Origin of the sequence: uncultured Nostoc sp., assembly GCF_964245445.1 — a bacterium.
In the GTDB taxonomy this organism is placed as follows: domain Bacteria; phylum Cyanobacteriota; class Cyanobacteriia; order Cyanobacteriales; family Nostocaceae; genus Nostoc.
In genome coordinates, this window is the sequence record NZ_CAXTNE010000220.1 from 1 (window position 1) to 14,128 (window position 14,128).

At 40.8% G+C, this 14,128-nt stretch carries 12 protein-coding genes and 1 pseudogene; 10 read left to right on the forward strand and 3 right to left on the reverse strand.

Going from position 1 to position 14,128, the window contains the following annotated elements; all coding sequences use genetic code 11:
* Positions 1–134: 134 nt before the first annotated feature.
* From glyQ to ACFE90_RS28015, 3 genes are all read left to right on the forward strand, one after another.
* Complete coding sequence (gene glyQ / locus ACFE90_RS28005) at positions 135–1,031, forward strand: glycine--tRNA ligase subunit alpha (protein WP_375505669.1); 897 nt, start codon at positions 135–137, stop codon at positions 1,029–1,031.
* A 501-nt stretch (positions 1,032–1,532) separates the two neighbouring features.
* Positions 1,533–3,887 carry a ComEC/Rec2 family competence protein gene (locus ACFE90_RS28010; RefSeq protein WP_375505670.1) on the forward strand — a complete coding sequence of 785 codons (2,355 nt, stop codon included), beginning with the start codon at positions 1,533–1,535 and terminating at the stop codon, positions 3,885–3,887.
* Positions 3,888–4,204: 317 nt separating this feature from the next.
* Positions 4,205–5,869, forward strand: a complete 1,665-nt coding sequence (locus ACFE90_RS28015; protein WP_375505671.1) for an alpha-amylase family glycosyl hydrolase — start codon at positions 4,205–4,207, stop codon at positions 5,867–5,869.
* Between the two features lie 86 nt (positions 5,870–5,955).
* On the opposite strand, the pseudogene ACFE90_RS28020 reads toward ACFE90_RS28015, so the two are convergent.
* Positions 5,956–6,141: pseudogene (locus ACFE90_RS28020) on the reverse strand (hypothetical protein); the annotation flags it as partial.
* Between the two features lie 546 nt (positions 6,142–6,687).
* Here ACFE90_RS28020 and rpsO point away from each other — a divergent pair.
* The 3 genes from rpsO to aroF all read left to right on the forward strand — a co-directional run bounded on the left by rpsO (position 6,688) and on the right by aroF (position 8,770).
* Positions 6,688–6,957, forward strand: a complete 270-nt coding sequence (gene rpsO / locus ACFE90_RS28025) for a 30S ribosomal protein S15 (protein ID WP_094348354.1) — start codon at positions 6,688–6,690, stop codon at positions 6,955–6,957.
* Positions 6,958–6,969: 12 nt separating this feature from the next.
* Entirely contained in the window at positions 6,970–7,440 is a 471-nt protein-coding gene (locus ACFE90_RS28030; RefSeq protein WP_375505672.1) for a PAM68 family protein, read from the forward strand.
* 271 nt (positions 7,441–7,711) lie between these two features.
* Positions 7,712–8,770: a 3-deoxy-7-phosphoheptulonate synthase gene (gene aroF / locus ACFE90_RS28035; RefSeq protein ID WP_375505673.1), complete on the forward strand. Its 1,059-nt coding sequence runs from the start codon at positions 7,712–7,714 to the stop codon at positions 8,768–8,770.
* 260 nt (positions 8,771–9,030) lie between these two features.
* Here aroF and ACFE90_RS28040 read toward each other — a convergent pair whose 3' ends face one another.
* Positions 9,031–9,264: a hypothetical protein gene (locus ACFE90_RS28040; RefSeq protein ID WP_375505674.1), complete on the reverse strand. Its 234-nt coding sequence runs from the start codon at positions 9,262–9,264 to the stop codon at positions 9,031–9,033.
* A gap of 303 nt (positions 9,265–9,567) precedes the next feature.
* On the reverse strand, positions 9,568–10,836 hold the full coding sequence (locus tag ACFE90_RS28045; RefSeq protein ID WP_375505675.1) for an HhoA/HhoB/HtrA family serine endopeptidase: 1,269 nt from the start codon (positions 10,834–10,836) through the stop codon (positions 9,568–9,570).
* Positions 10,837–11,015: 179 nt separating this feature from the next.
* On the opposite strand from ACFE90_RS28045, the gene ACFE90_RS28050 reads away from it, so the two are divergent.
* The 4 genes from ACFE90_RS28050 (at position 11,016) to ACFE90_RS28065 (ending at position 13,334) form a co-directional block, all read left to right on the forward strand.
* On the forward strand, positions 11,016–11,936 hold the full coding sequence (locus tag ACFE90_RS28050; protein ID WP_375505679.1) for a phosphorylase: 921 nt from the start codon (positions 11,016–11,018) through the stop codon (positions 11,934–11,936).
* A 780-nt stretch (positions 11,937–12,716) separates the two neighbouring features.
* The gene (locus tag ACFE90_RS28055) at positions 12,717–12,887 is read left to right on the forward strand and encodes a phycobiliprotein lyase (protein ID WP_375505676.1); all 171 of its coding nucleotides are present in this window, start codon (positions 12,717–12,719) and stop codon (positions 12,885–12,887) included.
* Positions 12,888–12,891: 4 nt separating this feature from the next.
* Positions 12,892–13,086, forward strand: a complete 195-nt coding sequence (locus ACFE90_RS28060; protein ID WP_375505677.1) for a hypothetical protein — start codon at positions 12,892–12,894, stop codon at positions 13,084–13,086.
* Positions 12,996–13,334: a CpeR family transcriptional regulator gene (locus tag ACFE90_RS28065; RefSeq protein ID WP_375505678.1), complete on the forward strand. Its 339-nt coding sequence runs from the start codon at positions 12,996–12,998 to the stop codon at positions 13,332–13,334. Before ACFE90_RS28060 ends, ACFE90_RS28065 begins: the two co-directional genes overlap by 91 nt.
* The last annotated feature ends 794 nt before the right edge of the window (positions 13,335–14,128 follow it).

The following is a 14,128-nucleotide window of genomic DNA, read 5'->3' on the forward strand; positions in this document are numbered from 1 at the left end:
GAACCCAACTCTTTGTGTCAACTATTTTTCCAAAATATCTTTGGACCGCTTCACAATCTCCATGAAACTCCCCACAGTGCCCGGTTCTAGGCAACAATGGTTTATGCACTGTGCCAACCAAAGAAGGGGGAAGCGTGAATTTTCAATCCGTAATAGCTTTATTGCATCAGTTTTGGGGCGATCGCGGTTGTCTCATAGCCCAGCCCTACGATATAGAGAAGGGGGCTGGTACTAAGAATCCGCAGACATTTTTAAGAGCATTGGGACCGGAACCGTGGGCTGTTGCTTACGTTGAACCTTGTCGTCGCCCTACAGATGGACGCTATGGCGAAAACCCCAATCGCTTCCAACACTATTATCAGTACCAAGTTCTAATTAAGCCGTCCCCAGATAATATTCAGGAGATTTATCTTGATTCGTTAAGGGCTTTAGGTATTCGTCCTGAAGAGCACGATATTCGGTTTGTAGAGGATAACTGGGAAGATGCGACGGTAGGAGCTTGGGGCACTGGCTGGGAAGTATGGTTAGATGGGATGGAAGTTACTCAATTTACCTATTTCCAACAGTGTGGGGGAATTGATTGTCGTCCGGTGTCGATTGAGATTACATACGGGTTAGAGCGCCTAACAATGTATCTCCAACAAGTAGAAGCATTTACAAAGATCCAGTGGACAGACAACATTACTTATGGTGATGTTTTTCTGCAAAGTGAGATTGAGCAGTGTACATACAACTTTGAAGCGTCGAATCCTGAGCTGCTACTGACACTATTTAATTTATATGAGCAGGAAGCTACCCAATTGACGGAGCGAGGATTGGTCTTGCCTAGCTTAGATTATGTAATGAAGTGTTCACACACGTTCAATCTGCTGGATGCTAGAGGTGTGATTTCCGTGACGGAGAGAACTCGCTATATTGCCAGGATTCGGCATTTAGCTAGGAAGGTAGCTCATTTATATGTTGAGCAAAGGGAGAAGTTGGGTTTTCCGTTACTCAAAGATACTGTAAGTTCAATAGGAAGCCCAATATGATAAAGGATGTGACTACTCAAACTAAGTACAGCTTTGTGTAAAAACGTAAGGTTTTCAAAGCAGAGGAACGCAAAGTAAACGCATAGGCGCTTCGCTTTCCCGCAGGGTAGGTACGTAGAGTTTTGCCAATTATCCATGCTCTACTGAGGTTTAAGCTAAGTATATCTTTATGATGCGGCTTTTGCTAAAGGACAAAAATACAGTTAAATATTGAGTCTAGAGCATTAAAGCTACAAGATAAGGCCCACCTGTGCGGGCTTTTTTTGTATAAACTTGATGGACTATATTTCACTACAAGGATAAAAATTTTTCGCTGTTGCTGATTAATGAGATGAAAAACTCACGCATAGGCGCTCCAAGCGCAGATAATAAGAGTTTGGAATATTTAATTTTTGAATTTTATAGCCAAATTCAGCAATGCCAATTTTTCTATATTGCTGCCCTAGCTATTTTTAAGTCAGCTGCAAATTCGGGTTGTCAGGTGCTTTTACAAAAAATCTTATGATTCAAACCAGTGGTGTAATTATTTGTCTTGGCTACATTTTTGGGTTGTTGTTTACAGCAGTTCCTTGGGGTGGTGTATGGATTTTGGTTCTGGGGATAGTGGGAGCAATTCTTTTTAGAAAACGCACCAATTCACGGCAACTTGCTCAGAAAGCAGAAAATGTTGGGAGCAAAGATAAGGCAGTGCCTAATACTTGGCAAACTAATCCCCATCCTCGAATATGGCTAGCTGCTGGCTTAGTGGGATTATTGGCAACTCTATATTTTCAATGGCGAGTGCCGCAACCAGGTGCAAAAGATATTAGTCAGTTCGTTCCGCCTGGAAATAGCAGTAATCAAGAACAACTTGTAATTGTTCGTGGCGAAGTGGCGAGTAATCCCCGTTTGACTCGCAGTCAGCGTGGACAATTTTGGCTGGAAGCGACTCAGCTAGATGAAGTCAAAAATGACAAAGGTTCAACAGGTGTGCCAAAAGGGGTTACAGGTAAATTGTATGTGACAGTGCCTATACTTCAGGCGACTGGGTTATATCCTAGTCAACAAATTGCTGTGACTGGGATTTTGTACAAACCAAAGGCGGCTTCAAATCCTGGTGGTTTTGATTTTCAGAAGTTTCTCAAGCAGGAAGGAACCTTTGCTGGTTTGATTGGGCGACAAACAAATGTTTTAGAGCAGGAACGTAAATGGGGATGGTGGCAAATTCGGGAGCGAATTGTGCGATCGCAAGTTCGTTGGTTGGGTATCCCAGAAGGGCCCCTTGTCAGTGCAATGGTATTGGGAAGCAAAGCTGTTGATTTACCCTACGATATCCGCGACTTATTTGTACAAGCAGGATTAGCTCATGCTTTAGCAGCTTCTGGGTTCCAAACTTCTTTGATTTTGAGTGTGATTTTACAGCTAACCAGGCGGGCAAGAAAAGGAACGCAATTTACCCTTGGCTTTTTGGCTTTAATCATTTTTCTGAGTTTAACAGGTTTTCAACCTGCGGTTCTCAGAGCCGTAATTATGGGTTTTGCGGCATTAGTTGGTTTGCTATTAAAAAGAAAAGTAAAACAGTTCGGATCATTACTGTTAGCAGCAACTCTGTTATTAGTATTTAATCCTCTATGGATTTGGGATTTAGGTTTTCAATTGAGTTTTTTAGCAACACTGGGATTAATCGTTACAGTACCCGCCTTAGTCAATCGTCTAACATGGTTACCACCTGCGATCGCTGCTTTAATTGCCGTTCCCCTAGCTGCCACTATTTGGACTTTACCTGTGCAACTTTTTGTCTTTGGGGTTGTACCATCTTATAGTTTGTTGCTGAATGTGGTTAGTACTCCATTAATTTCGATTATTAGTATAGGTGGAATCATCAGTGCCTTAGTGGGTTTAATTTGGACTCAGGCTGGAAGCTTTTTAGCTGCGGTGTTGCATTACCCGACTGATTGGCTAATTAAATTGGTGGAATTTTTCAGCAAACTGCCAGGAAATTCTGTTGTTATAGGCAGCATATCTAATTGGCAGCTTCTAGCGATTTATGTACTGATTATATTAGTTTGGCTAGTGCCTTGGTGGCAGAGGCGGTGGTGGTTTGCTAATGTGATTGCGATTGGTTTAGTATTCATTCCTCTTTGGCATTCTACAAATACATTGTTTAAGATAACAGTATTAGAATCTAGTACAGAACCAATTGTAGTTGTTCAAGATAGAGGGACAGTAACTGTAATTAATAGTGGTGATGAAGGTACAGGACGTTTCACAATACTACCGTTTTTACAACAGCAGGGTGTAAATCAAATCAATTCGGCGATCGCAACTGATTTCCAAGGTAATGAAAGTAATGCTTGGTTGGAATTACTACAACGTTTACCAATTAAAAACTTTTATGAATATTCCCCCAAGTCAGAAAATTCCATTGCGACTCAGGCAATTCAACAAGAACTACAAAAAGCTCAAGGAGCTTACCAACCTTTAGCAGTTGGTCAAGCTGTGAAAACGGGTTCAATAGTGGCACAATTAATCAATGAACAATTACCTATTTTACAATTGCAAATTATAGGTCAGAGTTGGTTATTAGTAGGTAATATCAAGTCTAAAGAGGTACAGCAACTAGTTAAGAGTGGTAGTTTACCTCGTCCACAAGTATTATGGTGTGCCCCTCAGTCATTAAAAGATTTAGTAATTGCTCTGCAACCACAAGTAGCGATCGCTTCTTATGCCAACTTTGATACAAAAGCTTTATCTGAATTGAATCAAAGCCAAACCAAACTATTTTTTACAGGACGAGATGGGGCTATTCAATGGACACCTAACGGTGAGTTTGAGGCATTTATTGAAGATACAGAAAATAAGTCTTCTATCTTATAAAAACTCAAAGATAAGTAAATTCAAAAGCACAATATTTATTTTTAAGCAAAACTAACTAAAGATAGATGTATAGCTAGTCGTAAGGAAGTAACTTCTCAAAAGGTCTGAAAAAAGTCAATTTACTGAGTCGGTGCTAACCGTATGTTTGGGGAAAGTAAGTGGTTATGAAGAATTTAAGATTTGTAGTAAAGACTGAAAATCTTACTACAAATCTTAAATTTAGTCACTTTAACGTAGTTTAATTTATTCTGAGCCACTTACTTAATGTTTGTATTATCATACATACTGACATAGATTACTAAAGGAAAATATAGGAAATGGTAAGTTTAATTGATTTTACATTGTTTGCTCCTCGTAATGAAGGCGCAGCTTTAATTGGATCTTTTTCTGAGTGGAAAAAAATCCCAATGGTTAAAAGTGAAGATGGTTATTTCCGCACTCAAGTAGAACTAGAAGATGGAATTTATCAATATAAGTTTCACGTTCAAAGCAAAAGTCCGAATTTTGCACTTGATGAATGGGTAGACGTTATTGACCCTAACGCAACAGATGTTAATGAAACAGAAAAATGCAGCATAGTGCGGATTAAAGATGGACAGCGCATTATTGATACTTATATTTGGCAACACGACGAAAAACCTTTGCCTGAAAATCGTGAATTAATCATATATGAAATGCATGTTGCAGATTTTACTGGTGATGAGGTTGATCTTGACAAACGAGGCAAATATTTAGGGGTAATTGCCAAGTTAGATTATCTGGTTGAATTGGGAATTAATGCAATTGAATTAATGCCAGTTAATGAGTACCCTGGTAACTATAGCTGGGGTTATAAAGTTCGCCACTTCTTCGCTACAGAATCTAGTTATGGTTCAACAGAAGATTTAAAACGATTAATAGATGAGTGTCATGCTAGAGGCATTCGCGTTTTTATAGATGGAATTTATAATCACACAGATGAAGAATGCCCGTTAATGCTGATTGACCGAAATTATTGGTATTACGAACACATGCATTATCCTGAAGATCCAGATAATTACTGGGGGCCAGAGTTTAACTATGATAATTATGATGAAAAATTAAATGTTAAGCCTGCATGGAAATATGTTGGAGATGTGGTGCAATTTTGGATTCAGGAGTATCACATTGATGGAATTCGCTTTGATGCGGTGCGCCAATTGGCTAACTTTGAATTTCTAGACTGGCTGGCGAAGCAAGGAAAAAACCATGCTGCACCCAAGCAGTTTTACAATATTGCTGAACATATTCCTGATACAAACACTGTAGTCAGGCCAGATGGCCCATTAGATGCTTGTTGGCATGAGAGTTTTCGGTACTTTATAGTTCCATATATTTGTGGAGAAACATTTGAGTTAAAACAACTAAAGCAAATTTTAGATTCTAGACAGCAGGGTTATGCAACTGCTACCAATGTGATAAATTATTTGGCAACCCACGATCGCGAACGTCTATTGCGAGAATTAGGCGATCGCGGTATCTTTGACGCAGAGGCATTTAAGCGAACGAAGTTAGCAGTTGTTCTTTTAATGACAGCGATGGGTATACCAATGCTGTGGATGGGAGAAGAGTTTGGCGAATATCAGCAAAAAAGCAAAGATGTAACTAAGCCACAGAAGATTAATTGGTCTTTGCTGTCAGGCGAACAGAATCATAATTTATTTGAGTATTATCAAAAACTCATTGCTTTACGCAAGCAGAATCTAGCCTTGCAAAGTGACAATATCGAGTTTTTCTACGAAAATGCCGATGATAAAGTGCTGGCTTATAGCCGATGGAATGAGCAAAATTCTCGTGTGGTTGTCGTAGTAAATTTCTCCGACCAGAATCTAAATGAATATAAGATTTCAGGCTTCCCATCTGCTGAATATTGGCGAGATTGGCTCACAAATTCGGAGGTGGAAGTTGGAGAAGATGGTTTAGTCACTGATTTGCCAAGCTATACAGCTAAGATATTTGTTTAGCAGTTGTAGTCTGTAAAGAAATGATTAATAGGTAGGGATTGTTCATTGTTTGCGCTTTAGCCCAAACTACAAATCTATACTTATTTTTATTTTTTTAAAATGACAAAGGACATGCCATCTTCACTGAATGAAACGTCGAAGATCGCGCCCCCAGATTCAGTGAAAGTTTTCAGCAATTTACTTTGGCGATTCCAAAGTTTAGCAGTATTTTCGTGACTAGCTGTGGCGATCGCTGAACTGTCGGCGGTGATAGCTATTGACCAAATCCCAGCTTTATGGCAATACGGTTGAGTTAAGGATAATCGTAGGTTGGGTTTTGTTCTTCAACCCAACCTACGCAGTTTAAGGTTTTTGGCGCTAACTGAACCGTATTAAGCTATAGCTTTCTTGTCTAAAACGATAACTTGTTCGCTGTAGTAGCGATGATTTGCCCATCTGGCGAGAATTAAAGACGTAACAAAAATCACCAACCTTCAAGCTTGTATAAAGTTTTTCGTCTGCCTGACGGATAACATACGTAAGATTGTCACTGCAAAGACTACCCCCTACCTGGTATCTCATATTGAAGTGTGATTATCAAACAAAAAAATTATCACAATGATTAGCAATTTGTAGATAGCTTGATAAGAATTTTGTATATCCGAGTACGATTCAGTAGGGCGTTTACTACCAGAGGATACTGGAGTCTGGCTCCTAATTTACTTAGTCTCCTAGAGTGCAAGGCATAGCAGCAAAGATGATTCTACATCCAGCTTGATGGCTGTGATATTATGGGAGACTGCTACATACATTTAGAAAAACTAGAAATTGAATCGATCATGGCTCTGACGCAACTGCGGAAACAAGAAATAATTTCCAACTACCAAGTTCACGAAACCGACACTGGGTCGGCCGATGTCCAAGTTGCCATGCTAACTGAGCGCATTAACCGCCTCAGCGAACATCTCCAGGCAAATAAAAAAGACCATTCTTCCCGGCGAGGACTGTTAAAGCTAATTGGTCAGCGCAAGCGTCTTCTAGCTTATATATCGCAGGAAAGCCGGGAAAAGTATCTAGCTTTGATCGCTCGTCTCGGTATTCGTGGATAGGGACTACCGCTTATGTCTGCTGAAGAATCTGAACGCAGTCGCTTGCCCTTTGAACCAAACAAAAAGCGCCAAAAACCCGCTAAAACTCAAAGTAAACCAGCAGCACAGCCACAAGAATATGGCAAACAGGCTGATAAAAAACGGTCTTACACCAAACAAGAGATGGCTATTCCCCAAGTAGTCAGCCAGAGGATGATCCGCCGGGTAGCTGGGTTCTGTGGTGTACCAACAGCTTTGGGCATTAGCGTCCTAGTTGTCAGCTATCTGCTTGCTATCTACTCTAAGATCCAACTACCTCCCATCGCCGTGTTATTGGTGAATATGGGATTATTTGGTTTGGGGGTCTTAGGGATAACTTATGGCGTTCTTTCTGCCTCTTGGGATGAAGAAAGAGTCGGAAGCTTGCTGGGTTTGGGTGAGTTCAACACCAATTGGGGACGAATGATGGCAGTTTGGCGCGAAACTCGCCAAAAAAACTCATAATGATCGGCGCTCAGGTTTTAGATAACTGCGGTATTGGGTAAATGAAGAAGTAAATGTTGAAGTTGAAATTTTATAACTTCAACATTGCTAATTAAAATTATCTAATTTTTTTATACTCTATATCCAGTTATTGAGCAGTAAATATGCTGACTGAGCGCTATATTTTGTAAATAAATTTTATTTTTAACTATTCGTAATTAGACTAATAAGCAACAATAAAGTTAGCCCATTTACAGAAAATTTTACTCAATTAATAATCAGGAATTTTCACATGATTATAGTAATGAAAAGTGGTTCCCCAGAGGCGGAAATAAACCGCATTGATGAGGAACTAACTAGCTGGGGGCTAACTCCAGAAAAAATTGTTGGTCAACACAAAGTAGTTATTGGTTTAGTAGGTGAAACTGCCAGCTTAGATCCACTACAAATTCAGGAACTTAGTCCTTGGATTGAGCAGGTGTTGCGGGTAGAGCAGCCTTACAAACGAGCCAGCCGTCAGTACCGCCACGGCGAAGCTTCGGAAGTTGTAGTTAATACTCTCAATAGAGCGGTAGTATTTGGTGAACACCAGCCTTTGGTAGTCGTTGCCGGGCCTTGCTCCGTAGAAAATGAAGAAATGATTGTGGAGACAGCACGGCGTGTCAAGACGGCTGGAGCTACATTTTTGCGCGGCGGCGCATACAAACCTCGGACTTCACCTTACGCCTTCCAAGGACACGGCGAGAGTGCTTTGGATTTGTTGGCAAAGGCGCGGGAAGTAAGCGGATTAGGTATTATTACAGAAGTGATGGATGCTGCTGACCTAGATAAAATTGCCGAAATTGCTGATGTAATCCAGGTGGGGGCCAGGAATATGCAGAATTTCTCCTTGCTCAAAAAAGTGGGAGCGCAACCTAAACCAGTTGTGTTGAAACGGGGAATGGCGGCTACTATTGAAGATTGGTTGATGGCAGCGGAGTATATTCTGGCATCTGGCAATCCCAATGTAATTTTGTGTGAAAGGGGAATACGCACTTTTGACCGTCAGTATACGCGAAATACGCTGGATTTATCAGTAGTGCCAGTGTTGCGAAAGCTGACTCACTTGCCAATTATGATTGACCCCAGTCACGGGGTAGGTTGGTCTGAGTTTGTGCCTTCAATGGCAATGGCTGCGATCGCAGCTGGCACAGATTCCCTGATGATAGAGGTTCACCCCAACCCTGCCAAAGCCTTATCCGACGGCCCCCAATCTCTCACACCAGACCGTTTCGATAACTTGATGCAAGAATTAGCAGTGATTGGGAAGGCGGTGGGGCGCTGGCAGCAACCAGCAGTGGCTCTAGCTTAAAATTTAGTTGCAACTTTGCGATCGGGTAACTCAGCAAAACTCCGAGTTTGTAGTAGGGATTTTATTATCAGTGATGAATTGCTTCCTACAAATTCGGATTTTATTGTCTCTTTAATTATGCTGACCTATTTATTGTAAATATGAAATAATGCCCTTTTAGAAGATTTATAAAGGGGATTTTTAAACACTATGAAAGCTATAAAAAAAGAAATCTGCAATCAATATTGATAAACAATATTTTTTTGCAATTGTAAGACTTTTTATTTATATACATAGCGAGCAGGTATCCACTGGCGACCACGATTTGTTTGCACCCAACGTCCAGGAAGCAGTATCCTCCTTCTTCCTTGAAGAGGTCTATGAACCCTAACTCGCAATGGTTTTCTGATTATTCTAACTGGGCGTCTGATCTGAGCATCGGCTTGAAAAGGAATAAAAGTAATAGCAATTGGTAAAATCAGCAATGCAGCAGCAAGCATTCTTTTAATACTCATTCGCAAACTTTCCTTCTATGATGTAGGCATCAAAGGAATTAATTTATCGTAAGAAAAAATATTAATCTCTTTGACAAATAAATAATAGGACTGAAAATAGCTATATACTAGTGAAAAAGGTAATTAGTTTAACCATGACTAATGTCATACATAAAATCTGAAATGTATTGAATGTATACCTATAGATAAAGCCGTCCTCTTTATTAGTAGGACAGCTTTATTTTGAGCTTTCTTTGTTTTTTGAAATTAATCAGAAACTAATATTACTACTCAAAAAGCGCTGAAAATGGCTCACTATAGCGATTACTGTACTTGCGCGGGGAAAGCACTAGGTTGCACAGCTATGTTAAGACTTTGCCCATTGCGACGTAATTCCATGCGTAAATCGCCCCCAACTTGGCTATTTTCTACTGCTTTTTGAACACTGCTGGCATCAGTGACTGCTTGCCCGTCAAGCTTTTGGATCACATCCCCAGCACGTATCCCTGCTTTAGCAGCTGGTGAATTTGGGACAACTTTCACAACTAATACACCTTTATCTTCATTCACACTCAAACCGCTATTGGGATCTGAGTTGATATTTTGTTTTAGCTGAGGCGTTAACCCTATCATTTGAATTCCCAGATAAGGATGTTCTACTTTGCCTGTAGCTATTAGTTGACTGGAAATGCGTTGGGCTGTATTGATAGGAATAGCAAAGCCTAATCCTTGTGCCCCTTGAATAATGGCTGTATTCATGGCAATCACCTCGCCACGGTAATTTAGCAGAGGCCCACCGGAGTTACCGGGATTAATCGCTGCGTCAGTTTGAATATACTCTACTCGCTTATCAGGTGCGCCGATTTGATTGCTATTGCGTCCGGTACCACTGATTATTCCGGTAGTTACTGTATTATCTAATCCAAGGGGGTTGCCGATCGCGATCGCCCATTCTCCCGGTTGCAGTTTATCTGAGTTACCCAAACCTACTATCGGTAGATTCTCTGCCTGAATCTTGACAACAGCAACATCTGTCAACTCATCTTTTCCTAAGACCTTACCTTTAAAGGTACGCCCATCCTTGAGGGTTACTGTTACTGTATCAGCACCATCGACTACGTGGGCGTTAGTGAGAATACGACCATCAGCACTAATAATAAAACCTGAACCAGTACCCCGTTCTACCCGATTCTGTGATTGTTCTGGTATTTGAGAGCCACCAAAAAAGCGTTGAAAGAATGGATCGTTAAATTCATCTGGTATCTGGGTTTTTACGGTTCGTGAAGAATCAATCCGCACCACAGCCGGGCCAACCTTTTGCACTACCTGGGTAACAAAGTTAGGATCTGTGGTAGCTGGTAATGGAGGAGCAGCATTTACTCGACTCACTGCTAAATTAGATGCACTTTCAGACACCTGCCGTGGGTGTCCAGCTATGTAGCCACCTGCCAATGTCATACCTGATCCCAGCAGCACCAGCGATAGAGAGGCGGCAGCCTTTTTCCAGGGTGCTCGATTACGGTATTTGGCTTCAGCAGTGTTACGTGAAATGCTATTTGATGGGTGTTCTCTGTCGCGAGATTCGTTTTGCATTGCTGTCTGGAAAGATATTTAGATGTATTACTAATGTAGATATAATTTGTGACAGTTTTGTTGCAGAGGTATTGCATTGTTGTGAAAGCTTTGGTATTTTACTGAACCGTATTTGAATTATAGTCATTCGTAGAGGCGCATAGGGCTGCGTGTTCCATACCATGCCTGAAGGAATAAAAATGGCACAAGGGAAAATCTTACTTAAACCTGGCACTTTATGGACAAGTGTTAAAGAACGAACTGAACATGCTTTGCAATGCGGGGCGCTACTGTCGATTCCGACAGAATTTGAATTTGTTGAACAGGAGGGTGTGCGGTTTTTGGTGCGGATTTTGTCTAACCTGAATCGCAAAAAAGCAGCTAAGGAAAAACAGGAAAAACAATCTGCTACTTCTGGTCAAGAGTTTAATCCTTTTTTGCCCTACGAAGAGGATTTATTTGTGGCTGATATTTCCGATACCCATGTATGTATTTTAAATAAATTTAATGTTGTTGATTATCACCTGCTAATCATTACTCGTGCCTTCGAGGAACAGGAAAGCTTACTCACCCTGGAAGATTTTACGGCTATGTGGGCATGTTTAGCTGATTTTGATGGTTTAGCATTTTACAACAGTGGCAAAACCGCAGGTGCTAGTCAGCCACACAAGCACTTGCAATTAGTGCCGCTACCACTTGCACCTTCGGGGCCGCAGATACCTATTGAATCTCTGCTAACAGCAGCACAATTTCAGGAATCGATACCTTCTGGTGCATCCGCTACGCTAACGGTGGGCTTTACCAACGCAATACCACAACTTCCTTTTGTACACGCTTTCGCACCATTAAATCCCCATTGGGTGCGATCGCCATTCGCAGGCGCGCAAGCAACACTGGAAGTTTATCGTACTTTGCTACATTCTGTAGGATCTGGTGCTTACAATCTGCTAACAACGCGAGAATGGATGTTAATCGTACCGCGATCGCAGGAGCATTTCCAGTCTATCTCTGTGAATTCATTAGGATTCGCTGGTGCTTTACTAGTAAAAAATGCAGCAGAAATGGAACTTCTCAAAGCTCAAGGCCCGATGAATATCCTCAAGAGTGTCGCTGTATGCTAATTAACTTGATACGATGTCTACAAGGGGCTTTGCATCAAATTATATACCTGACTTTTCACGGTATCTAGAAAACCTCACTTCTATTTCTCTCTTTTTTAGGAAACGCAGATTTACGCACAACAACTTGTGATTTGAGTGCTTGACCGTGCCAATTTTAGATTTTAGGTACAAGCCACGCTCCTTGTATGCGAAATAAATCTAAAATTCAAAGTGAAATCTTCATCTTTTAAACTCTGAATGCAGATATCAAATAATTTTGTTTTAGACAATACACTTGGGTTGAGAAAGTTAGACGCAAACGCGAGAGCGTCTTGTAGAGAAGCGGCTTCTTGCAAGTTAACCCAACACGATTAAGGTTTTGTTGGATAACGCTTACGCTCAATCCAATTTATACTAGTTATTATTTCACTTAACAAATTTTAATAAATATGGCTTCGGCATCGGATCAGAATGTATAAAGACACTAACAATGCAAAAAGCTAGTCTGCGTAACCGTTTGAACAACCTCAAAACATTCATAAAACGGGCGGCAAAATCATTAGGATCGCTGAAGTTGCTTAGATTTGCCTAAGTATAGATGAAAAGGGACTGGAAACAAGGAGGAGGATAATAACTCAGTACTCCTAACTCAGTACTGGCTCAACGCCCCGCGATCGCTAAGAGCACTTAGCACATCTGAATGCGGTTATGATCAAGAAGGGTAGCATCTCGGCTGGGAGAATAACTTTTTAGCCAAGATAGCTTTTGTATTGTAAACTACTTTTTCAAACCACTTTTCTAATGGAAATTACTCAATCTTTTGAATTTTCAATTGGACGATGGCGATCGCACCATAGCGATCGTTATCTAGCATTCGCTTACCTTGAGCAAGTATTTTCTAACACTGACATTGAACCTTTATCCGTCGAGGAGTCGGCGGTGGTAAAAATCTGTTTGGAGAAATCTAGATAAAGGTATGGATATTGAAACCTACAAGCAAATATGGGGGTCAACCTCTGGCCCTTTGCGATTTGAAAAATGGGAAAGTTTTGCTGATGATTTATGTGCGGTGAGTGTTTTATGTCGATTCAGCTTGAATCTATTAAATCTAAAATGTTACCTCCACAAGCTGAAAAAAAAATGCGCTCCTGGATTCGCAGTCGCCACTTGATTTGTTCGGGCAACTTTTTTATTTTCGAGACATTAGAATATACCACCATTGAAAGATTTTCGGAATGTGTAGCTTCTTTAGGAGGAACAGTAATATCTGTTGAACCCATTAATAAAATTTGGATGGGCGATCATCGGCAAGTAATTTTATATCAGGCAAAAGCTAGTTTACATACGCCTCATCATACTTTGAAACAATACTGGATAAAATCCGGTAGTGCATACACTAAATTTGATGAGCGTGCTTGAGAGTTACTATCCTGCGGAAACCTTTCTGACAGGCGTTTACACTAAAATTCAAAATTAAGTTTTGAATTTTAAATACTCCCCAAGGGGATTGACGGCTAATTGTTAATGTCTAATTGCTAATTTTTTTATTATGATTAGCTGTTAGTTATTAATAGTTAGCCGTCTAAGTTTGTTAGCAAATGTAACTAAAAAGCTTCCCAAGACGTAAACGACAAAAGCTTTAGCACAAGTTAAAAATGTAGCGTAGTTTACCGCCGTAGGCATCGCCTGCAATAATTATAGAAGGTGCGTAAACGGTTCCTCGGCTTGTCGCCAGCCAGACATCGCCTCAAAACTTCACCAACTCCAAATCGCGTTCCGCCCGTTGGATAGCTCTCGCATGAGATACTTCTACAAAGTGCGATCGCTTCAAAGCTTACCATTCTTCTAGTGGTACTCCCAATACGGTTTAGGATAAGGTTTTTTGATAACAGACCCTATCGCCGTCTTTACAATAATCAGTCCTTTGTAGAGACGGCGATAAATCGCGTCTCTTGCCTTAACCGAACCGTATTGCTGACGAAGGTGGGTTTTACCTGTGTAGCGGCGATTTCTAATCGCCCGACTCTATCGAGAACTTGAAATATCTAATCGCCAGCGCTTTTGCCAACTATTTACTTGATATCATCGCACAGATGCTTGTCGCTCTCATTCAAATTCGGGTTATTCTGCAAATAATCATGCAGCCAATTGCAACCCCGCACCAGCAATTGGTCTAAATTCTCCACGGGCCACAACCGCGCTGTGTTGTCATA